20 protein-coding genes are annotated in these 19,687 nt (G+C 41.3%); 12 read left to right on the top strand and 8 right to left on the bottom strand.

The features are described 5' to 3' along the window. Positions 1-42: 42 nt before the first annotated feature. Positions 43-345 carry a hypothetical protein gene (locus AC1DRQ_RS23455; RefSeq protein ID WP_477427352.1) on the top strand — a complete coding sequence of 101 codons (303 nt, stop codon included), beginning with the start codon at positions 43-45 and terminating at the stop codon, positions 343-345. Positions 346-348: 3 nt separating this feature from the next. Beyond that, positions 349-771, top strand: coding sequence for a protein-export chaperone SecB (locus AC1DRQ_RS23450; RefSeq protein ID WP_477427350.1), 423 nt, complete (start codon positions 349-351; stop codon positions 769-771). A gap of 218 nt (positions 772-989) precedes the next feature. Here the strand turns inward: AC1DRQ_RS23450 and yiaK are convergent, their stop codons facing one another. After that, positions 990-1,979, bottom strand: coding sequence for a 3-dehydro-L-gulonate 2-dehydrogenase (gene yiaK, locus AC1DRQ_RS23445; RefSeq protein WP_477427348.1), 990 nt, complete (start codon positions 1,977-1,979; stop codon positions 990-992). Positions 1,980-2,169: 190 nt separating this feature from the next. Here yiaK and AC1DRQ_RS23440 point away from each other — a divergent pair, with 190 nt between their 5' ends. Then, positions 2,170-2,685 carry a hypothetical protein gene (locus AC1DRQ_RS23440; RefSeq protein ID WP_477427346.1) on the top strand — a complete coding sequence of 172 codons (516 nt, stop codon included), beginning with the start codon at positions 2,170-2,172 and terminating at the stop codon, positions 2,683-2,685. A 183-nt stretch (positions 2,686-2,868) separates the two neighbouring features. Beyond that, the gene (gene purN / locus AC1DRQ_RS23435; protein ID WP_429400935.1) at positions 2,869-3,447 is read left to right on the top strand and encodes a phosphoribosylglycinamide formyltransferase; all 579 of its coding nucleotides are present in this window, start codon (positions 2,869-2,871) and stop codon (positions 3,445-3,447) included. 108 nt (positions 3,448-3,555) lie between these two features. Here purN and AC1DRQ_RS23430 read toward each other — a convergent pair whose 3' ends face one another. After that, positions 3,556-5,913 (bottom strand): TonB-dependent receptor, encoded by a 2,358-nt coding sequence (locus AC1DRQ_RS23430; protein ID WP_477427344.1) that lies wholly within the window; start codon positions 5,911-5,913, stop codon positions 3,556-3,558. 290 nt (positions 5,914-6,203) lie between these two features. After that, on the bottom strand, positions 6,204-7,112 hold the full coding sequence (locus AC1DRQ_RS23425) for a serine hydrolase (protein ID WP_477427342.1): 909 nt from the start codon (positions 7,110-7,112) through the stop codon (positions 6,204-6,206). Between the two features lie 224 nt (positions 7,113-7,336). On the opposite strand from AC1DRQ_RS23425, the gene lpxK reads away from it, so the two are divergent. The 3 genes from lpxK to AC1DRQ_RS23410 are packed head-to-tail and all read left to right on the top strand — an operon-like array spanning position 7,337 to position 11,272. Further along, positions 7,337-8,401: a tetraacyldisaccharide 4'-kinase gene (gene lpxK, locus AC1DRQ_RS23420; protein ID WP_477427340.1), complete on the top strand. Its 1,065-nt coding sequence runs from the start codon at positions 7,337-7,339 to the stop codon at positions 8,399-8,401. Then, a complete protein-coding gene (locus tag AC1DRQ_RS23415; RefSeq protein ID WP_429400939.1) occupies positions 8,364-9,179 on the top strand; it encodes a purine-nucleoside phosphorylase in 816 nt (271 codons plus the stop codon). Before lpxK ends, AC1DRQ_RS23415 begins: the two co-directional genes overlap by 38 nt. Beyond that, positions 9,179-11,272 carry a putative porin gene (locus AC1DRQ_RS23410; RefSeq protein WP_477427338.1) on the top strand — a complete coding sequence of 698 codons (2,094 nt, stop codon included), beginning with the start codon at positions 9,179-9,181 and terminating at the stop codon, positions 11,270-11,272. The genes AC1DRQ_RS23415 and AC1DRQ_RS23410 overlap by 1 nt, the downstream gene beginning before the upstream one ends. 454 nt (positions 11,273-11,726) lie before the next feature. Here the strand turns inward: AC1DRQ_RS23410 and AC1DRQ_RS23405 are convergent, their stop codons facing one another. After that, positions 11,727-12,908 (bottom strand): asparagine synthetase B, encoded by a 1,182-nt coding sequence (locus tag AC1DRQ_RS23405; protein ID WP_477427336.1) that lies wholly within the window; start codon positions 12,906-12,908, stop codon positions 11,727-11,729. Between the two features lie 258 nt (positions 12,909-13,166). On the opposite strand from AC1DRQ_RS23405, the gene AC1DRQ_RS23400 reads away from it, so the two are divergent. The 3 genes from AC1DRQ_RS23400 to AC1DRQ_RS23390 all read left to right on the top strand — a co-directional run bounded on the left by AC1DRQ_RS23400 (position 13,167) and on the right by AC1DRQ_RS23390 (position 14,736). Beyond that, a complete protein-coding gene (locus tag AC1DRQ_RS23400) occupies positions 13,167-13,607 on the top strand; it encodes a hypothetical protein (protein WP_477427334.1) in 441 nt (146 codons plus the stop codon). Positions 13,608-13,686: 79 nt separating this feature from the next. Further along, positions 13,687-14,124: a peptidylprolyl isomerase gene (locus tag AC1DRQ_RS23395; protein WP_477427332.1), complete on the top strand. Its 438-nt coding sequence runs from the start codon at positions 13,687-13,689 to the stop codon at positions 14,122-14,124. A gap of 96 nt (positions 14,125-14,220) precedes the next feature. Further along, positions 14,221-14,736 carry a DUF5606 family protein gene (locus AC1DRQ_RS23390; RefSeq protein ID WP_477427330.1) on the top strand — a complete coding sequence of 172 codons (516 nt, stop codon included), beginning with the start codon at positions 14,221-14,223 and terminating at the stop codon, positions 14,734-14,736. A gap of 158 nt (positions 14,737-14,894) precedes the next feature. On the opposite strand, the gene AC1DRQ_RS23385 is transcribed toward AC1DRQ_RS23390, so the two are convergent. From AC1DRQ_RS23385 to rlmH, 4 genes are all read right to left on the bottom strand, one after another. After that, a complete protein-coding gene (locus AC1DRQ_RS23385; RefSeq protein ID WP_477427328.1) occupies positions 14,895-15,308 on the bottom strand; it encodes a Dabb family protein in 414 nt (137 codons plus the stop codon). A gap of 33 nt (positions 15,309-15,341) precedes the next feature. Next, the gene (locus AC1DRQ_RS23380) at positions 15,342-15,815 is read right to left on the bottom strand and encodes a hypothetical protein (RefSeq protein WP_477427326.1); all 474 of its coding nucleotides are present in this window, start codon (positions 15,813-15,815) and stop codon (positions 15,342-15,344) included. 10 nt (positions 15,816-15,825) lie between these two features. Further along, complete coding sequence (locus AC1DRQ_RS23375; protein WP_477427324.1) at positions 15,826-16,758, bottom strand: cation diffusion facilitator family transporter; 933 nt, start codon at positions 16,756-16,758, stop codon at positions 15,826-15,828. Positions 16,759-16,988: 230 nt separating this feature from the next. Next, positions 16,989-17,462, bottom strand: coding sequence for a 23S rRNA (pseudouridine(1915)-N(3))-methyltransferase RlmH (gene rlmH / locus AC1DRQ_RS23370; protein WP_429400946.1), 474 nt, complete (start codon positions 17,460-17,462; stop codon positions 16,989-16,991). A gap of 68 nt (positions 17,463-17,530) precedes the next feature. Between rlmH and AC1DRQ_RS23365 the strand changes: the two genes are divergently transcribed. Together AC1DRQ_RS23365 and AC1DRQ_RS23360 are read left to right on the top strand one after the other, a co-directional pair. Next, positions 17,531-19,339, top strand: coding sequence for a MutS-related protein (locus AC1DRQ_RS23365; RefSeq protein ID WP_477427322.1), 1,809 nt, complete (start codon positions 17,531-17,533; stop codon positions 19,337-19,339). Between the two features lie 164 nt (positions 19,340-19,503). After that, positions 19,504-19,687, top strand: a 184-nt coding sequence (locus AC1DRQ_RS23360) for a hypothetical protein (RefSeq protein WP_477427320.1), incomplete at its 3' end; no start/stop codon positions are given.

The following is a 19,687-nucleotide window of genomic DNA, read 5'->3' as shown; positions in this document are numbered from 1 at the left end:
CTTTAAAAATTTATATTGTATATAGATTTAATTGGATTGGTTATGGCAAACTGGGATGAACTTAATAAAGAATTTGATGGGGTATTAGAAAAAATTTCTGATCAGGATTGGAATAATTGGGCTGAAAATAGAGAGCGTAAAAAAGCTATGCGACGTCAACTATTAGAACTAAAAGCTAAAATACATTCCATTAAACTATCTCTTGACAAGAATATCACTAACCCTATATGCAAGCCAGTTGAAAAGATAGAATTTAGCTACACCTCTGTTAAGTTTGATTATAAAACATTTAGAAAAATTGCTACAAAAGCATCTAAGGGTAATAACATACCAATTGCAGCCTAAAATATGACAATTTCACCTTCGCTAAGTTATTTAGGGTTTGAAGTATTAAAAGCTGTTTTTGATAGAGGAGATTTTGATAAATTCAGTAGCGAGGCAGATTTTATAGTAAATGTTCAATTAAGTAATATTGTTAATAAAGAAAACAAAAACGATTTTGTTACTAATTTTATAATTACAATTACCCATCCCGAATTTGAGTTATTTAATTTTCAGGTAGAAGCTTTTGGAAAATTTTATATAAATGGTGAAGTTGACGAAAAAACGTATTTTAATTTCAGTGAAATTAGTGCGCCCTCCATTGTATATCCTTATTTAAGGGCTTATATTTCCACAGTAGCAATACAAAGTGGATTAAATCCTCTTTTTATACCTCCGCTTAATTTTATAAATAAAAGAAGTCAAAACAGCAGTCAATTAGAGGGATAATTAAGTCTATTACTTATAGACCTACTCTATACTTTTCTTACAGGCCTTTTTTCAAAACTTTACACCCTCTTAAAGTAAAAATTTTATTTCGATGGGTTAAACTACGGGATAATTTCCATTATTTTAGATAATGTTGCACAATTTGTTTTAAACGATACTCATGCCTGTTACAATACCGGTATCAGATAAAGACTGTCTGCATAAGGCAGTCTTTTTATTTATAAACCCAGCACCCTATTCCATATCTTTTCGTCCACCAAAACGCCCTCCTCCAAGTTCTTCTTTCTGGTTAATAAAGTATTTTCGCCCGGATAGGAAATTGTACCACCCTCATGCTCCGGGGTACTTGTTTTGGTATAAGCTATGATCTCTTCAATCAATGCAGCAGTTTGCTCATCACTGTTAGGTTTTATGCAGATAAACACTTGGGAGATGCCCGCCTCATTGCCACTTTTGGTGATCCTGGCAGTGGAGTTACCGCCGCTTAATATGGTGGCCAGCAGATCAAGCACCAATGAAAGCCCCGAGCCTTTCCAGAAACCAACCGGCAACAAACGTTCTGATTGTAAAATGGCCGTGGCGTCGGTACTTAAATTCCCGCCTTTATCATAACCACCCGGTAAAGGCAGGGGCTCATTTTTTGATTGATATTGCATTAACTTACCCACCGCGTATTGTGATATGGCCATATCAAGCACCACATGCCCATTTTTGCGCGGTACCGCAATAACCAGCGGATTATTCCCCAAACGCGGGTCAAGGCCACCCCAGGGTGGCAGGTTGGCAATAGTATTGGTAAAACAAATGCCAATGTAGCCAGCTTCCGCGGCTTGCCAGCCGTAGGTGCCCCCGCGCATCCAGTGATTGGTGTTTTTTATGGCTACGCAGCCTATACCATTATCTTTGGCCAGTTCAATAGCTCTGTTCATGCAAAAACCGGCATTAAGCATCCCCGGACCAAAGTTGCCGTTCCATTGTTCAATTGCTCCAAAGCCACCCTCTTTTGAAGGTTCTGCCCCGGGTTTCACCAATCCATCTTTTACGTGCTGTACAAAAACCGGGAAACGGTTCAGGCCGTGGGTGTATACGCCATCCCTGCTGTTCTCAGCAAAAATAGTGGCGCATTTTTCGGCCCGGTCATCTGTAAAATAAAGGTTGGTTAGTATTCGTTTAAATTCGGCCTTCAGTTTTTCAAAAGGTATACGCATGGCAGATAAGTAAAAGTGAAAAATCAAAAGTAAAAATTAAATACCCTGATTTTGATTTTTTGTATCTTACTTTTGATTTATAACAAGCCTTGAATACGATGTTAAAATAATTTCATTTTAAAAGAGTTATTATTACATCCTGGTTGCCAACTAATAACCGGGAATTTTTATTTTTGCGGGCATACTTTCAATGAAAAATAAAATCCCATTACTATTTATTTTAAGCTTAATTATCATTAACCTGCTCAGCGGTTCGTGTAAAAAGGATATCAACAGCAATATCCCCCACCTGTTAACAAACGGCGTTTGGGAGCTGGCAACTCTTCAGGTTACTAATTATGTAGGTGATACGCAGATATCAATTGATACATTGAATACCAATTGTGATTCAACACAATTATTCACCTTTAATGCTAACAATACCTGTACTTATACAAATTTTGATTGCCTGGCTCAAACAACAACCGGCACATGGACGTTTACAGCCAACAGACTTTACTTTATGTCAGACATGGTTTGTAAAGATACTATAGCGGGGGGCGCGGAAAGCACCACTAAACCGTTTGAAAATACCCAGATATTTAATTTAGGCACCTACTCTATGGTATTACAAACAGGCGATGTACAGCCTAATTATTCATCAACCAAAAAGCGAAGAATAGTGAGATATGGATTTATCAAACGAAAAGCATTAATTGAAGAATAGGGAGATATGGGTTCATGAAACAAAAAGCATTAATTAATTAATACCAATTAAAATAAGTAAAATTTTATATTTGGATTATCGTAAAATGGTTTGTTATTATAAAATTACCAGGAGTATACATCAAACCAATATAAATAAATCGCTCCGGGTAACATCATCACCTTTGAAAAGCAACTAATTTTAATGAAGAAACGAATTGCCATTTTTGCTTCGGGTTCAGGGTCAAATGCCCAAAAGTTAATGGAGCATTTTAAACGAAATGCCGATGCCGAAGTAGTGCTGATATTGACCAACAACCCACAGGCTTACGTATTACAACGGGCCGACAACTTCGAAGTTCCATCGCATATATTTACCCGGCATGAATTTTATGATAGTGATGATGTGATCAGACTGCTTAAAAACCTGCAGGTCGACCTCATTGTTTTAGCCGGTTTTTTATGGCTCATCCCCGCATCGTTACTAAAAGCTTTCCCCAATAAGATCATTAACCTGCACCCGGCGCTCCTACCCAAATATGGTGGCAAAGGTATGTATGGCGATCATGTGCACAAAGCTATACTCGAAGCTAAAGAAGAAGAAGGTGGCATTACCATCCATTTTGTGAACGAGCAGTTTGACGAAGGCGAGATCATCCATCAATCAAAATTTAAGATAGAACCCGGTGATAACCTGGAAATGATAAAATTTAAAGGCCAGCAGTTAGAACATCACCACTTCCCTAAAGTTGTTGAAGCTTTATTGAAGAAGATGAAGAGCTGACCGCTGATTTTTTTGATTACGTTGATTGCGCTGATTTTCTGAACCTTGATTGGCTTGATTTAAGGATTTCCTGATTCTTGTATCACACATCTTGATTCCTTCTGTCTATTAAAAATTAGTGCTTAACGAAACCCCGTAAGTGCGGGGGTTACCTAAGTGCGATGCGCCAAAATCATAGGCATAGTCAATATATTTTTTGTTGGCTATATTGCTTTCCCATAAAAACAGGCTGAAGTTTTTGGTMTCGACACCCAGTCTTGCATTAAATTTACTGTAAGCTTTTTGCTCAATCTGGTTGGCAAGATCAAAATACTCATTACCCAGGTAACGCCATTCGCCGCGGGCTACCAGCTTTACCTTTTGCGGTCCGCCCAGGTCATAACCATATTGCACGRCCAGCATCGAGGTTACATTGGGTGTATACACCTGGCGGTTGCCTTTTAAGTCAACTATTTCGCCATTGTTGCCTACAGCCAGATCGGTATAGCGGGCATGGGTGTAGCCAAAATTGTAGTCAAATGCCAGGCCTTTTACCGGGGTAGCGCTTAGTTCAAGTTCCACACCCTTACTGTTAAGCTTGCCGGCATTTTTGGTAACGGTAATGGCATCGGGCAGTATTAAGGTTGGTACCTGCGCATCGGTAACACGGGTATAAAAAGCGGCTATGTTTACACGCAGTTTGTTATCCAAAAAACTGTTCTTTGATCCTATTTCATAATTATTACTATACTCCGGCTTAAAGGTGTACAATGGTGGCTGCGAAGGGTCTGATGACAATTCGGTAATACCACCTGCCCTAAACCCACGGCTGTAACTGGCGTACAGGTTATTATTGGCCGACAGATGGTAGGCAATACTCAGCTTTGGTGAGAAAGCTTTAAAATGGGCCTTTGAAGAAGTATCTGACCGGGTAACTATGGCATCCTGACCATCGGGCTGAAACTGGCCCAGTATATTTTCTTTTTTATGCTCATAATCATACCTTAAACCAGCGGTAACATCCCATTGGGGGCTAATGGTATAGGTAACCTGCCCGTAAACCGCGACACCAAAGTTCCGGTCGGTATTGGTATTGATGCTGGTAAAATCGGTCATTGGCGAGCCTACAGCCGCTGCATCCGCACCAAAGTGTGTACCCACCCTGTTGGGTGCGTAGTGATAAAAGCCATAAGTTCCGGCCGTCCATTTTAAAGCCGAGGTTGATGATGCAGGCGAAGTAAAACGAAATTCCTGTATACCGGTTTTTACTTTATTCCAATCACCACCATAATTATTTATTATCGAAACCCCATCAATAGGCGAAAAATCGCCATCAATTGGCGTGTTGTAATACCTGTTATTTACCTGGTATGATGACTGGGAAGTAAAGTTAAAATCGCTGCCCGAATAATTAATAGCCAGCGATGTATTGAACGTATTATCGATCATTTTGGTGGTCGCGTTCTGGTTAACCTTGTAAGGGTCGCTTAGTGCATCGGCAGGTGAGCCAGCCAAAGGAAAAGCTCCGTTATTGCGGTTGTTATAATTTTTAACATTGAGGGTAAGTGCCAGTTTTGAGGTAGCCAGAAACTTAAGATAGTAATTGCCTAAAAAAAAGTGCTGTTTATCAAAATGGGTGTTATTAAATGTGTTGGTGTAAAAACCATTAAAGCCCGAATAAATACCCGCCACGCCTAAAAACAGTTTATCTTTTATGAGCGGCGCGCGCAGGCCCAGGCTATAACGCTGCTGTCCATAGTTTCCAAAATCAACCCCGGCAAAGCCGCTTACCGTATTGGTAGGCTGTTTGGTGATGATGTTGATAACCCCACCGGTAGCATTACGGCCATAAAGTGTTCCCTGCGGACCTCTTAAAACTTCAATCCGTTCCACATCAAGCAATTGCGGTATGTAGGTATCCAGCCCGTACTGGTTTACGCCATCAATATAGGTGGCAACTGCCGGGTCATATGAAGTGGTTACAATACCCCTGATGCCACTTACGGTACGGTTATCGCCCGGCCCGGCCGAGTTTAAGTTAGGGGCTATCGCGGTAAGATCCTTCAAATCCCACAACCTGTAATCGCGCACCTGCTTTGCAGATAGTGTTGAAATGCTTGATGGCACACGCTGGGCATCCTCCTCATATTTCTGGGCAGTTACGGTAACTTCGTCCAGCTGGTTAGCGGCATCTTTTAATTGTATATTGATAATCTGACTGCTGCTTACAGTTACCGGTTGATTTTTGGCCGCATAACCTACAGCGCTTATATGCAACGTATAGTTGCCTGTACCAATACCTATTAACGAAAACTTCCCGCTTTTATCCGTAATAGTATGGTAGTTGGTATTTAATAAATAAACCGAGGCCCCGGATATTGCCTGGCTTTTATCATCAGATATCGTTCCCGATAAACTAATGAGCGTTTGACCTTTAACCGAAAAGCATAATATAAGCAGTACAAATAAAGTAAACCTTGTTTTCATATGTAATTGGCTTAACTGGTAAGTGTAATTTAAACACACTGATATAATTTCCAATTATAACAAACAAGCTACGTATTAAATAACCTGAACAAAAATATTACTGAAAAATGAGGTATTTTATAGTTGCTAATTGGTTATATAAAAAATGGTTGTCATTTCGAACGACAGAGAGAAACTATCTCTTGAGCGATAGCGAAAAATCTTATACAACCAGCAATGTTCGCCCTATATCCAGTATAAGATTTCTCCTCGTTCCTCGTTCGAAATGACATGAGGGTTGGCTTTTAGTACTATTCGTTCTTCATGTATTTATCTATCCCTTCGGCTGGTTTCCAGTTGCTGTGGGGTTCAAAGTAATGCCATAGCAAGGCCGACACTTTTTTTATCAGCACACTGGCTTCATTATCGGGTACCCAACGCTGATCTGTATTATGATTGGTCATGATCGAAAACACATAATCGCCATGAGGGGCATTCACCAGCACCGTTTCTGATTTTGCCGCATCAACGGCGCCCTGTTTAGATATGGTTTGCACATAAGGTGGTATTTGCGACAACGCTTTCTCATCCCAATAAATACGTGCCATGTTACGGCTCATGCGCTCGCTGGCGGCGGGACTAACCGCCTTACCTTGTCTGATCATGGTGAACAGGCGGCACATTTCAAAAGGTGTGCTTACCCCCCAACCGTAAATACTGCGGATAGCTTCGCGCCCCGGCACGCGGGAGTTCACCCGCATTACTTTAAATCCGTTTTGCTGCAGCCAGTTGTTGATATAATCGCCTCCTACCAGCTTTTGCAGCCAGGTGCTTGCCGTGTTATCGCTCATGGTGATCATGAGCAGGGCCACTTTGCTGAGCTGTATAGTGTCTTTATCCTTAAAGGAACCCAGGATATCCTCGCCTTTATACAGGAGCGAATCGCGGTAAACCAGTTTCTGGTTGTATTGCATTTCGCCTTTTTCTATCTTATCCATCAAGCCACATTGAATACTCACCTTGATCATACTGGCCGTAGGGAACAGGGTATCTGCATTTATAACAGCGGTTTTACCGGTTTTAAGGTTTTGTACGCAGATACCTACCTGCCCGTGAAAGCCATTTATGACATCTTGTAATTGTGAGGTAAGTTTGCGGTCCGTTTGAGCAAAGGCGGTAGAGGTAATGAATGTAAAAAGGGTGAGTAATTTGTGTTTCATTAGATAGACGGTTGAAACACTAAGTTATTAAAATGGACTTTAAATATTTAGATTTGTTTTTTGATATAAGGATAAATGAATAAAAATGTCATTGCGTTTCAGGAAAGGGCCTGTCATGCTGAGCTTGTCGAAGGATCGTGCGGAGAGGTCTGCCCACCATGCTTCGACAAGCTCAGCATGACACCTATTTTTTTTAGCGAAAAACCCATGCCGACATTTATCATATGAAATACCTGCGCTGGCTCTTATTTCCTTTTTCATTGCTGTATGGTATAATTGTTATTATCCGTAACTGGTGCTATAACGCGGGTATATTTAAAAGCAATTCGTTTGATTTGCCTATTATAGCCGTAGGCAACCTTGAAGTTGGCGGGGCAGGTAAAAGCCCTATGACCGAATACCTGATACGCCTGTTTAAGAATAATTATAAGCTGGCCACTTTAAGTCGCGGATATGGCCGCATCACCAAAGGTTTTTTAATAGCTTCATCTGCCTCAACGGCTACCGAAACCGGCGATGAGCCTGCCCAGTTCAAAAGCAAATTCCCGGATATTACCGTAGCCGTGGCCGAAAAACGGGTGGAGGGTATTGAACAGCTGCAAGACAGCCATGATCTTATTATTTTGGACGATGCCTACCAGCACCGGGCTGTAAAACCAGGTTTCAGTATTTTATTGTTTGATTTTAACCGCATTAGTGAACCCCGCTTATTATTACCAGCCGGCAATATGCGTGAGCCCTACAGTGGCCGTAAACGGGCTCATGTTATCATCATCAGTAAATGTCCGGCTGCACTAACAGATCAGGAGCAAACTATTATTAAAAAACGGGTAAAACCATTGCAGCATCAATCTGTATTTTTTACATCCATAAACTACCTGCCGCTGCATGATATGGATGGGGTAATTACTGATACGGTAATTGATGATACCACAACCATATTCCTGCTTACCGGTATAGCCAATGCGGGGCCCTTGTTGTCACATCTAAAAAAGCAAACAGCACACCTAATCCATCATAAATATCCCGACCATCATCAGTTTAGCTTAAAAAATATCAGTAAACTTGCCGATGATTTTTTAGCCTGCACATCACAAAAAAAGATAATTGTTACAACAGAAAAGGATGCGCAACGTTTAGGGGAACAGGAATTGCTGCAGGTTGTAAAAAAACTCCCGGTTTTAGTATTGCCCATTGGCATTGAGTTTTTAAATAACCAACAAAAACAGTTTGATAATTTAGTAACCGAATATGTTAGAGAATATAGAAAGCACCGCCCGGTACATTAAAAGCCGCATAGGCGATTTTGAACCCGAGGTGGGTATAATTTTAGGTACCGGCCTGGGCGGTTTGGTAAAGGAAATAGAAGTTGAAAAACAATTGATGTACTCCAACATCCCTGATTTTCCTATTTCAACTTTAGAGTTTCATTCAGGCAAATTAATTTTTGGCACGCTTGCCGGTATAAAGGTGGTTGCCATGCAGGGCCGTTTGCATTATTACGAAGGGTATAACATGCAACAGATCACATTTCCGGTGAGAGTGTTAAAGTACCTGGGCATTAAAACCTTGTTTGTATCAAATGCAAGTGGTTCGCTTAACCCCGATTTTAAAAAAGGCGATCTGATGGTTATTGCCGATCATATTAATTTACAGCCGCAAAACCCGCTGGTAGGTCGTAATAATAACGAGCTTGGCCCCCGTTTCCCGGATATGAGCCAGCCTTATCAACGCAACCTTATTGATAAAGCATTAACAATAGCACAGGCAAACAATATTACCTGCCATAAGGGAGTTTATGTAGCTGTAACCGGCCCGAACCTGGAAACCAAGGCCGAATACAATTATTTAAGAATTATTGGCGGCGACGCTGTTGGCATGAGCACCGTACCTGAAGTTATTGTTGCAAATCATATGGGCCTGCCCGTATTTGCTATATCAGTATTAACTGATGAGGGCTTTACCGATGTACTTGAACCGGTATCGCTTGAAGAAATTATAAAGGTTGCAGAAGAAGCCGAGCCAAAACTAACATTGATCCTTAAAGAACTGATAGCTGGTAGTTAATGCACAAAAAGCTAAAATATATTTTACTGTTACTGATGTGCATATCGGCGCATTCTGTTTTTGCGCAGTATAACCAAACCACCCGGCAAAGGCCATTATCTACCCGCGACACGGTTAAGCCCGAAAGAAAGGTTAGTGATGACGAATTGCTGGATAGTTTGCGCAAAAAAGAAGAAAATAAAAGAGATTCTATTGTATATAATTCCAAGTTTATAAAGGTAACTAACGAGAATCTGCTAAACGATAGCACCCAAACGTTTCCAATTGATACGGGCATTGCCAATTTTGAAAACTATAGCCCACTGCTTGACCCGCGAAACCCGCGCATACATTTGGGTAACACCGGGCTATCACAAAGAAGCTTGTTGTTTGAGCCGGTTAAAACAATAGGTTTTGATGTAGGCATGCATGCCCTTGATATTTATACTTTACAACCTCAGGATATAAAATACTATAATGCGCGGGTGCCTTATACTTTGCTCACCCTTTTTAATGGGTTCGGAAGTTCGGCCGAGCAGTTGTTCAAGGTAATTCATACGCAAAATATTAAACCCAACTGGAATGTTGGTTTTAATTTAAACTTTAACGGCTCAAAGGGATTTTACAGCAGCAGCAATGTACTTGGTCAAAATGTAAGCGGCCTTAACGCGGCTTTATTTACCTGGTACGAATCAAAGAGCAAGCGTTATAACCTATTGGCCAATGCCACATTTAATAACTTAAAAGCCCCTGAAACGGGCTCCATATTAAATGACTCTGTTTTTACCAGCAGCCCGAATACACTTATCTTTAAAAATTCTTTGCCGGTACGCCTGCCCAATAGTTATGAAAATTGGAACAATAAGGGTATTTATATTAAGCAGTTTTATTATATAGGCCACCTTGACAGCTTAAATAAGGACAAAGAAAATTCAAAAATTTTACCTACACAGCGGGTTGCCCATACTTTTAATGTACAGAATGGCCGGTACAATTACATTCAGAGTGATCAGGATACTTACAATGTATTTCCGGATTATTATTTCAGCGACCGGCGATCACGCGACTCATTGGTATATACGCACATCCAAAATGAGTTTTCGTACAGTTTTTACCTCAGAAGCAAATCGGTAAAGTTTGTAAAAAATGAATTGAAGCTTGACCTGGGCCTTGTACATGATTTTTGGCACTACGCTCAGTATGTAAGCGATACTACCTTAAACCAATACGGAGCCCAATTTATACATCAGGCCAAAGTACAAAATTCAACGTTCCAGGATATTACCCTCAAAGCAAAGTTAAGTTATCGCTTTAGCGACCGTATTGGTTTTGAAGGCGATTTAAGGCAAATAGTACAGGGACGCGATTTTGGTAATTATTTTTATGATGCCAAACTTATACTTGCGGGAGGCGGCAGGGTTGGTAAAATCATTTTAGAAGCCTACTCTCAAAACAGCTCGCCGCCATTGATATATACCGACTGGATATCCAATCATTATATTTTCCATAATGATTTTAGCAATCAAAAAACTACCAGTTTATCATTTAACTATATCAATAATCCGCTGCAGCTTGATATAAAAGCCGAATATTTTTTAATAGCTAATTACCTGTATTTTACTGCACAACCCGGTGGCATTGATGCGCATCCCGCTCAATTAAGTAATGATATAAACTTGCTTAAAATCAGCATCGGTAAAAATTTAAAATGGCGCAGCCTGCATTTTGATAATTATGTGGTTTATCAAAAAACAGACTACCAGTCAACCCTGCGCACGCCCGAGGTTTATGCCTACAGCAATTTATACTTCAGCCGAACCTTGTTTAATGTGCTGCACTCAAGTTTTGGCATAAATGTGCGTTACAATACCGAGTACGTAGCGCCCTCATACGCGGTTGGCATAGGGCAGTTTTATAACGGCCCAAATGTTACCTTTTCGTCGTACCCGGTAGCGGCAATATATTTTAAGGCTACCCTGCAGCGTACCAATTTATTCCTGATGTATGATTATGCCAACCAGGGTTTATCAAGCAAAGGATATTATACCGTGAACCGCTATCCGCAACAGGATCACCTGCTAAAATTTGGCGTAAGCTGGACATTCTACAATTAGGTTCGGGGAGCGGGTTGCGGGTTGCGGGTAACAAGTAAGACCCGAACCTTGCTACGGGAACGCCATAACGGAACCAGTTGCCAGTTGCGGGTAACGAGTAAGACCCGAACCTCGCTACGGGAACCAGTTGACAGTTGCGTGTAACGAGTAAAACCCGAACCTTGCTACGGGAACCAGTTGCCAGTTGCGGGTAACGAGTAAGACCCGAACCTCGCTACGGGAACCAGTTGACAGTTGCGTGTAACGAGTAAAACCCGAACCTTGCTACGGGAACCAGTTGCCAGTTGCGGGTAACGAGTAAAACCCGAACCTCGCTCCACGAACCCCATAACGGAACCAGTTGCCAGTTGCGGGTAACGAGTAAAACCCGAACCTCGCTCCGGGAACCAGTTGCCAGTTGCGGGTAACGAGTAAAACCCGAACCTCGCTCCTCGAAACCCGCAACCGAGTAAAATCACGTTTTCTGTTTCTTTTTCTTGGCGGCCGGGAACAATACATTATTCAATATCAGGCGATAGCCGGGTGAGTTAGGATGAAGTTTAAGATCAGTCGGCGGATCGCCTACTGCGTGTTGATAATCTTCCGGGTCGTGACCACCGTAAAATGTCCATTGGCCCTTGCCATATTCGCCATGTATGTAGCGGGCTTCGTTAGCTGTTTTCATTTCGCCCATAATGGTTACTCCGGGCTTAAGCATGTTCTTATTGTATGCAGTTGTTAAACCCATAAAACCCTTTATCACCTTATCATGATCCTGGGTGAGCATACTGGGTACTACATCCCACTTGGCCGAAAAATCAAACAAAGTAAAGAAATCCCGGGTACGGTCAATTTGCCGGGTACTGGTAACATCAATATTGCTAAACTGGTGCGATACCGGGTTCATATCCAGCGTAAAATTCTGAAAAGCGAATGTTTGGCTAAAATCAAGTTTCGATTGTGCATCCGGGTCGGCCGCGTCACCATCAAACATAGTTTCGCAAATATCAGTATTGGCCGCAGCGAGGGCAATATCAAAAGTGTCGGTACCTGAACACATGGCAAACAGAAAACCGCCGCCGGCACAAAAATCACGTATGTTTTTAGCCACAGCCAGTTTCATTTGCGATACCTTTTTAAATCCCAGCTTATGGGCCAGGTCTTCCTGTCCTTTTACATCGTCGTTATACCACTGGGCAAACCTGAAAGCGCCATAAAATTTACTATACTGCCCGGTAAAATCTTCATGATGCAGGTGCAACCAGTCGTATTTAGGCAGGTCACCTTTTATTACTTCTTCATCATATACCACATCATAAGGGATCTCGGCATATTTTAATACCAGTGTAACTGCATCATCCCAGGGCAGCTTGTTCTTAGGCGAATAAACTGCCATTTTTGGCGCCTTCTCCAGCTTTACAATATCCATATTTACGGAGGGGTCGCTTACCTCGTTAACAATCTCATTTGCTTTGGCATCAGCCAGTACCTGGTAGCTCACCCCACGTACCTTACACTCTTCCTCAATTTTGGGGTCGTATTTCATCATAAAACTGCCGCCCCGATAGTTCAGCAGCCAGTCAACCTCCTGGCCATTCTTCAATGTCCAGAACGCTATACCGTATGATTTCAGATGATCCTTTTGCTCATCATCCATAGGGATCAATATAGAAGCAGCCCTGGACAACGAAGGCAGCAACGCTAAAAGCAGAAAGCAGAAAGCAGAAAGCCTGAAAAAAGGTAAAAGGCGAACAGTGAAGGGTGAACTGTATGTTTTATGTGGTTGATTATTCACTATTCGGTATGATTTTATTTGATGTTGATTATCAAATGTAACGAATAATTGTTGAAGCTATTATGCTTTAAAAAAGCAGATATGAACACTAAACTTTATATTTGAATACCTAAATTTTAAATGAACACAACAAAATATCTTTATAGTACCGTACAAAGTTGGTTTGGAGCAATTTTGCTTACCGGAATGATTTCTTTTCCAGTATTTATGATTGTATCTTTCGCTTCGGATTATCAAATCTGGTTAGCAATGATACCATTTATTATAATCATAGGTGGAATGGTGGTTTACTTTTGTAGAAAATTCTTTTTCCCATTACTGAGGGGCGAAACCGCACTTGAGTTGGATGAGGAAAAATTACATTTTTTTATAACTAAAAGAATTATCTATTGGTCAGATATAGAAAATATTGATCATTTCTGGCTTAACCATGGAGGATGGTCAATTAATTTCACAATGACGGGGAGTGGTAAAAATATTAGTATATCTACAAAATATGTGGCCGGAGACGATGAAATTATTTATAATTCAATAATTGAGTATTTTAAGAAATACAGATAACTTCACTTGTACCTTTCTCCTTTTCCTTTCACCTGCTTTTTATTACCTTTGCCAACTGTTTTCAAAAAAACATATTAAAATGAGCAAAGCAATTATTAAAACCGAAAAGGGTGATATGACCGTAGAATTCTACGACAATGACGCACCTAATACCGTTGCTAACTTTAAAAAATTAGCTAAATCAAACTTTTACGATAATGTGATCTTCCATCGCGTTATCCCTAATTTCATGATACAAGGTGGCGACCCAACCGGTACCGGCGCTGGTGGCCCGGGCTACAAAATTGATTGCGAATTAACCGGCGAAAACCAATATCACGACCGTGGTGTACTTTCAATGGCACACGCAGGCCGCAACACCGGCGGATCACAGTTTTTCATCTGCCACAGCCGTGCAAACACCGCGCATTTAGACCGTAACCATACCGTTTTTGGTAAGGTTATTGAAAACGTTGACGTGGTTGATGCTATACGCCAGGGCGATAAAATTTTAACTATCGAAGTAATAGAAGAATAGTGAATAGTGAGTGGTTGATTAAGTTGATTAGTTTAAATTTCCAAAACCAATTAACCACTTAACTCAATCAACCACTCACCCAATCAACCAAAACAAATGAATTTACAAGGAATTGTAGCAGTATCGGGCAAACCGGGCTTATGGAAAGCTTTGGCGCAAAATAAAAATGGTTATGTGCTGGAGAGCCTTGATGCTCAAAAAACCAAATTGGTAGCCAACTTATCAACCGCTAAATTAGCTGCCTTGAGCGAGATCACCATTTTTGGTGTTGACGAGGATATTAAGCTTACAGATGTGTTTGAGCAAATGAAAAACGCTGCCAGCATACCTGATGCTAAAGCCGATGGCAAAAAACTAAGGGCGTTCTTTTTTGAAGTAGCCCCTGATCATGACGAAGAGAAAGTTTATGCTTCGGACATGAAAAAGGTGATATCATGGTATCAACTGCTTAAAGACCTGCCGCTTTTTAACGAAGCCGACCCAACAGTTGCCCCGGCAGAGGCTGAAGCACCAGTTGCCGAAGAACCTGTAGCCGTTGAAGAAATTGCTGAACCGGCACCCGCCGCAGCACCAAAACCCAAGGCTAAAAAAGCCACCAAAAAAGCCGAATAATTTCGGCTTTTTTTATTTCCAATTCATCATAACGTTATTGCAAGGCACAAAGCCTCACCCAACCCTCTCCTTTGGAGAGGGCTTTAAAACACTTTTTTAAAGTCTCCCCCTTTGGGGGAGATTTAGAGGGGGCTTCTCCCTATGACGTTTTTTTATATTTAAGCATCTACCGCATCATACACAATAACCTTTTCCCAAAGATGGCTGCAGTTTTTGATGAACTCCAGGTGTATGGGATGGGTTTGATAAGTAGCCTGCCCGGCCAGGTCGCTGAAGAACATCAGTTCAGATACTGCCCAGCTGTTATCAACTACGTCACGTTTTTCGGTACTGGCTACAACGCCGACACGCAGTTTACGCACGGTTTCAATTTTGGATAAGGTTTTTACACCGGCCACCAGTTTATCACGGTCCTCGGTTGACCCCGGATTTTTAAGCCAGAAAAACACATGATGTATCACCGGCCATGCTTCTTTTTCCTGAACTGTTAAGGGCATTGCCGATGCGGCTATCGTACCTGCGGCAAGCGCGGCTGTGGTTGTAATAAATTTACGTCTGTTTGAGGTTTTCATTGTAGATTAAATAATGCCTTAAAATAGTAAGAATTATTTACTTAGATGATATGCTACATCTTCCATGTTATCCAATAAAGTATTTTTCATGAATGATACTCTTTTTTCTAAAAGTTCCGCTATCTCAATAGTTGGTTCGGCATTAAACGGATAATATTCATCAACAGGTTTTCCACCCTTGACATGACTGATCCAGTCTTCCGCCAGACCAATATAATCTTCAACTACTTCTTTTGTTGTTTGGGGACCATAAACATCCAAATACATTGGCGGAATATCGCCAACTATGACCCATAAAAAATCGTCCTCGTTGCTTTGCGAGTTTACTATCTCAAAAAGAAAAATACAAAAAGTACTTCCAAGATTGGTATAAAGAAAACTATTCTTTATTTCTATACACCATTTAAAGTTTAACAAATAGTTTTTGGCTTCCTCATGTATTTCTTTTAGTTCAGGATAAAAGTCAATATCAGGAGTAATGGCTTTATAATTGATTGGATAGGTCATATTAAATCCCTTACAAACACTCTGGCTGATGGCATTTTTCATCAGCAAACTCGGGCTCAAAGGTGCTGTGGCTTATATCAAGATGTTCCAGGCGATGGCGCAGGTCGTGTTTAATATTATCGAAATCAGCCATCGATTCGGGTTTTATGACCAAGTGTGCGGTCAGGGCATTTTCGGTGGTACTTAAGGCCCATACATGCATGTGGTGCACATCAACAACCCCTTTACCTTTCATCAGTTCGGTCCTGATTTTTTTCAGGTCCATTTCTTTCGGTACGCCATCCATCTCCAAGCGCAGGCTATCCTTGAGCAGGCTCCAGGTACCGCGTAGTATCACAAAACCTATAATTAAACTCACTACGCTATCAATCCAATACAATCTGGTAAAATAGATAATAACGCCCGATACCACTACACCAAATGATACAATGGCGTCAACCGCCATGTGCAGGTAGGCACCCTTAACGTTCAGGTCGGTATCCTTATCTTTCACAAAAAGCCACGCGGTAAAACCGTTTACGGCAATACCTATAAAAGCAACCCATGCCATGGTACTGCCCGATATGATTTCGGGGTTCATAAAGCGCATAATGGCTTCGTAAACAATAAAACCTACCGCTACAAACAAGATCAGGGCGTTAAAAAAGGATACGATGATGGTCGACCGTTTATAGCCATACGTATATTTACTATTGGCGCTAACTTTGGTCAGCTTAAACGCAAGCAGCGCCAGCGCCAGTGAGGCTACATCGCTCAGGTTATGCCCGGCATCGGTTAATAACGATAGTGAATGTGTTGTTAAGCCGGCAATTACCTCAATAACTATAAAAACGGAATTTAAAATGATACCAACAATAAATGCGGTATTCAAATGATCCAGCTTAGGAGCATGGTCATGGTGATGATGACCGTGTGCGTGTGAATGATCGTGACCTGCTGACATACAACAAAGATATGATTTTTGCTGTGCAGATATGCAAATTTCAGCTATACAGATGTTTGTCTTAATCAAAAATTCATCTGAACCGGAATTTTTCACAATAGTGATTATTTTAATGGAGTTCAAGAAGGCTTCGCCGTTAAACAGGTTAAGGGATTACCTCGATTTTTCCTAAATGCAAAATCAAAATCCAACAATCTGATAAATCCGAAAAATCCCGGTTCAGACAATTATTATTCATGATGATAAGGCTCACCTTTTATAATAGTATAGGCCCTATACAGTTGCTCCACAAAAAACAGGCGTACCATCTGGTGCGAGAATGTCATGCGCGAAAGGGATATTTTATCATTGGCCCGCTGGTAAACTGATGGATCAAAACCATAGGGGCCGCCAATAATAAAAATAAGGTTGGCTGATGAGCTGATCTCCTTTTTATTAATATAAGCCGCGAACTGGGTCGATGAGTACTCATTACCCTTTTCGTCCATTAATATTACATGATCAAGCGGGGTTATTTTTTTCAGGATCAGCTCGGCCTCTTTGGCTTTCTGTTGTTCGGCGCTCAGAGCTTTTGTATTTTTCAGTTCGTTAATTTCAACCAGTTCCAATTTGGTGTAATGCTTTAAGCGCTTTACATACTTATCAATGCCTTCTTTTAAATAGGCATCTTCGGTTTTACCAACGGTTAAAAAGGTGATCTTCATATATTGAACAAATAAACGTTTATTTAAAATATATGTGTTTATTTAGCCATACTTTTTTAACAAGGATAATGGAACAGGATATTATTAACGATTATAAACAAAGGGCCAACCTGGCCGGCCAGGAGGCTGAAAAATATAAAAAACTGGCCAATACTTACTCATTGCTCAGGCTTAGCATTTTTGCATTGATAGTGGTGGCTATTTATTTTGCTGTACAACAAGATAACTTTAGCATAGTAGCTGTAGCCTTTATCGCGCTCGTTTTTGCCTTCGCCTGGCTGGTATCGCGCCAAAGCAGGTATGAACGCCAAAAGCAATACTTTGACGACCTGCAACAGGTAAACAATAACGAGATAGCCAGTATACAAAGCCATGCCAATATGTACAATGACGGATCGCGCTTTGCCAGCGACAAGCATTTTTACACCGCCGATCTGGACATTTTCGGTAATGCCTCTCTGTATCAACTGGTAAACCGTACAGCTACATCAACAGGTAATAACAAGCTGGCCCAATGGTTTGATAAGCCATCGGCAAAAGAAGTTATTTTACCCAGGCAGGCTGCTGTTCAGGAAATCGCGACTAAAAATAACTGGAAGCTTGACATACAAACCCGGCTGTTTTTTGCTATTCAACAGGATGCCAGCCAACTAAAAAACCTTTTCAGATATCTGCATCTGCCACTAAATATGCCGGGCGAAAAATGGCTCGGGCTATACGCAAAAATCGCTCCGTATCTGTTCACCGCGCTATTGATACTGGCCTGGTTTTTTCCTGTAATAAGGCTTGTTGCTATTTTTGTGGGGTTAATAAATATGGGCATTGTATTTTCAAAAGCCATGTACATTACCAAAGCCGACATGATAGCCGGTAAAATAGGCGATACCTTAGCCAATTATGCCGGTGTATTTAAACGCATTGAAGAAGAGCAATGGCAGGCCGCATATAATGCAGGTTTGGCACATCAACTAAAAACAGGTCAAACATCCAACAAAATAAAGGAGCTTGCAGCGCTCATCAATAAGCTTAATTATCATTTAAATATGATCATCGGGTTTATCCTGAACTTGTTTTTTTTGTGGGATATACGCCAGGTTATAGCTATCGAGAACTGGAAACGCGAGAACACCGAAAGCCTCGAAGCTGCCTTTGATGTGATAGCCGAGTTTGAATCACTGATCAGTTTGGCCTGCCTTACTATCAATTATCCAGAATGGAGTTTCCCGCATATTGATGATAAACCCAGTTATACCTTGATAGCCACGGCGCTTGCACACCCGCTTATTGATGCCTCTAAACGCATTGAAAATGATTATGAGCTGGATGATACCTTTAAGATCGATATCATTACCGGATCAAACATGGCGGGTAAAAGCACGTTTTTACGTACCATAGGCATCAACACCGTACTGGCTCTTTGCGGCGCCCCTGTATGCGCTAAAACCATGCAGTTATCCGTAATTACCATGATCAGCTATATGCGGATCAAGGATTCGCTAAACGAGAGCACCTCGACCTTTAAAGCTGAACTCGACCGCCTGCAAATGCTCCTGGCTGCCGTGGAGAATGAACCCAAGATCTTTTTCCTGATAGATGAAATGCTGYGCGGCACCAATTCGGTTGATAAGTATCTGGGATCGAAAGCTGTAATTGAGCAGCTGATCAGGAAAAACGCGGTTGGTATGGTTGCAACACATGACTTACAGATAGCCCATCTGGAAACCAAATACCCTGACTACGTACGTAACTTTTATTTTGACATACAGGTAAAAGACGGCGAAATGCTGTTCGACTATAAAATAAAACATGGTGAGTGCAAAACCTTCAACGCATCGCTCCTGCTAAAACAGATCGGGATTGATGTGGAAGCGGAGTAGAGGTAAGAGTTAAGAAACAGGATAATAATCAAAAAACGCGCCATTGCGAGGAACGAAGCAATCTCCGACTTGCAGGGCCGCTCTGTATAGCATAGAGATTGCTTCGTGCCTCGCAATTGTAAAGGTCAGATAATTCGAGGACAAGAATAGCTAAATTAAGAGCTATGCGCATCAACACGAACGACCTCACCCTGAAACGGAATTACTTGCAGACCTATCGTTTTCTAATAAAGGATTATGAGCAGGTCAAGCAAGGGCTTCATCCAAGCTTTAAACTGGCCAAAGAGTTCTATGAGTTTCATCACACCGACCGCCGAAGCTTCCTGAAGTATTACAACCGGTATAAAC

It is taken from the genome of Mucilaginibacter sp. P4_E8 (assembly GCF_056401495.1).
Note: the sequence above shows the minus strand (reverse complement) of the source record. Positions and strands in the feature narration are given on the sequence as shown.

Excerpts from the sequence above, each read along its gene's own strand:
- AC1DRQ_RS23455 (WP_477427352.1), top strand. The coding sequence starts at position 43 with ATGGCAAACTGGGATGAACTTAATAAAGAATTTGATGGGGTATTAGAA.
- AC1DRQ_RS23450 (WP_477427350.1), top strand. The coding sequence starts at position 349 with ATGACAATTTCACCTTCGCTAAGTTATTTAGGGTTTGAAGTATTAAAA.
- yiaK (WP_477427348.1), bottom strand. The coding sequence starts at position 1,979 with ATGCGTATACCTTTTGAAAAACTGAAGGCCGAATTTAAACGAATACTA.
- AC1DRQ_RS23440 (WP_477427346.1), top strand. The coding sequence starts at position 2,170 with ATGAAAAATAAAATCCCATTACTATTTATTTTAAGCTTAATTATCATT.
- purN (WP_429400935.1), top strand. The coding sequence starts at position 2,869 with ATGAAGAAACGAATTGCCATTTTTGCTTCGGGTTCAGGGTCAAATGCC.
- AC1DRQ_RS23425 (WP_477427342.1), bottom strand. The coding sequence starts at position 7,112 with ATGAAACACAAATTACTCACCCTTTTTACATTCATTACCTCTACCGCC.
- lpxK (WP_477427340.1), top strand. The coding sequence starts at position 7,337 with ATGAAATACCTGCGCTGGCTCTTATTTCCTTTTTCATTGCTGTATGGT.
- AC1DRQ_RS23415 (WP_429400939.1), top strand. The coding sequence starts at position 8,364 with ATGTTAGAGAATATAGAAAGCACCGCCCGGTACATTAAAAGCCGCATA.
- AC1DRQ_RS23410 (WP_477427338.1), top strand. The coding sequence starts at position 9,179 with ATGCACAAAAAGCTAAAATATATTTTACTGTTACTGATGTGCATATCG.
- AC1DRQ_RS23405 (WP_477427336.1), bottom strand. The coding sequence starts at position 12,908 with ATGGATGATGAGCAAAAGGATCATCTGAAATCATACGGTATAGCGTTC.
- AC1DRQ_RS23400 (WP_477427334.1), top strand. The coding sequence starts at position 13,167 with ATGAACACAACAAAATATCTTTATAGTACCGTACAAAGTTGGTTTGGA.
- AC1DRQ_RS23395 (WP_477427332.1), top strand. The coding sequence starts at position 13,687 with ATGAGCAAAGCAATTATTAAAACCGAAAAGGGTGATATGACCGTAGAA.
- AC1DRQ_RS23390 (WP_477427330.1), top strand. The coding sequence starts at position 14,221 with ATGAATTTACAAGGAATTGTAGCAGTATCGGGCAAACCGGGCTTATGG.
- AC1DRQ_RS23385 (WP_477427328.1), bottom strand. The coding sequence starts at position 15,308 with ATGAAAACCTCAAACAGACGTAAATTTATTACAACCACAGCCGCGCTT.
- AC1DRQ_RS23380 (WP_477427326.1), bottom strand. The coding sequence starts at position 15,815 with ATGACCTATCCAATCAATTATAAAGCCATTACTCCTGATATTGACTTT.
- AC1DRQ_RS23375 (WP_477427324.1), bottom strand. The coding sequence starts at position 16,758 with ATGTCAGCAGGTCACGATCATTCACACGCACACGGTCATCATCACCAT.
- rlmH (WP_429400946.1), bottom strand. The coding sequence starts at position 17,462 with ATGAAGATCACCTTTTTAACCGTTGGTAAAACCGAAGATGCCTATTTA.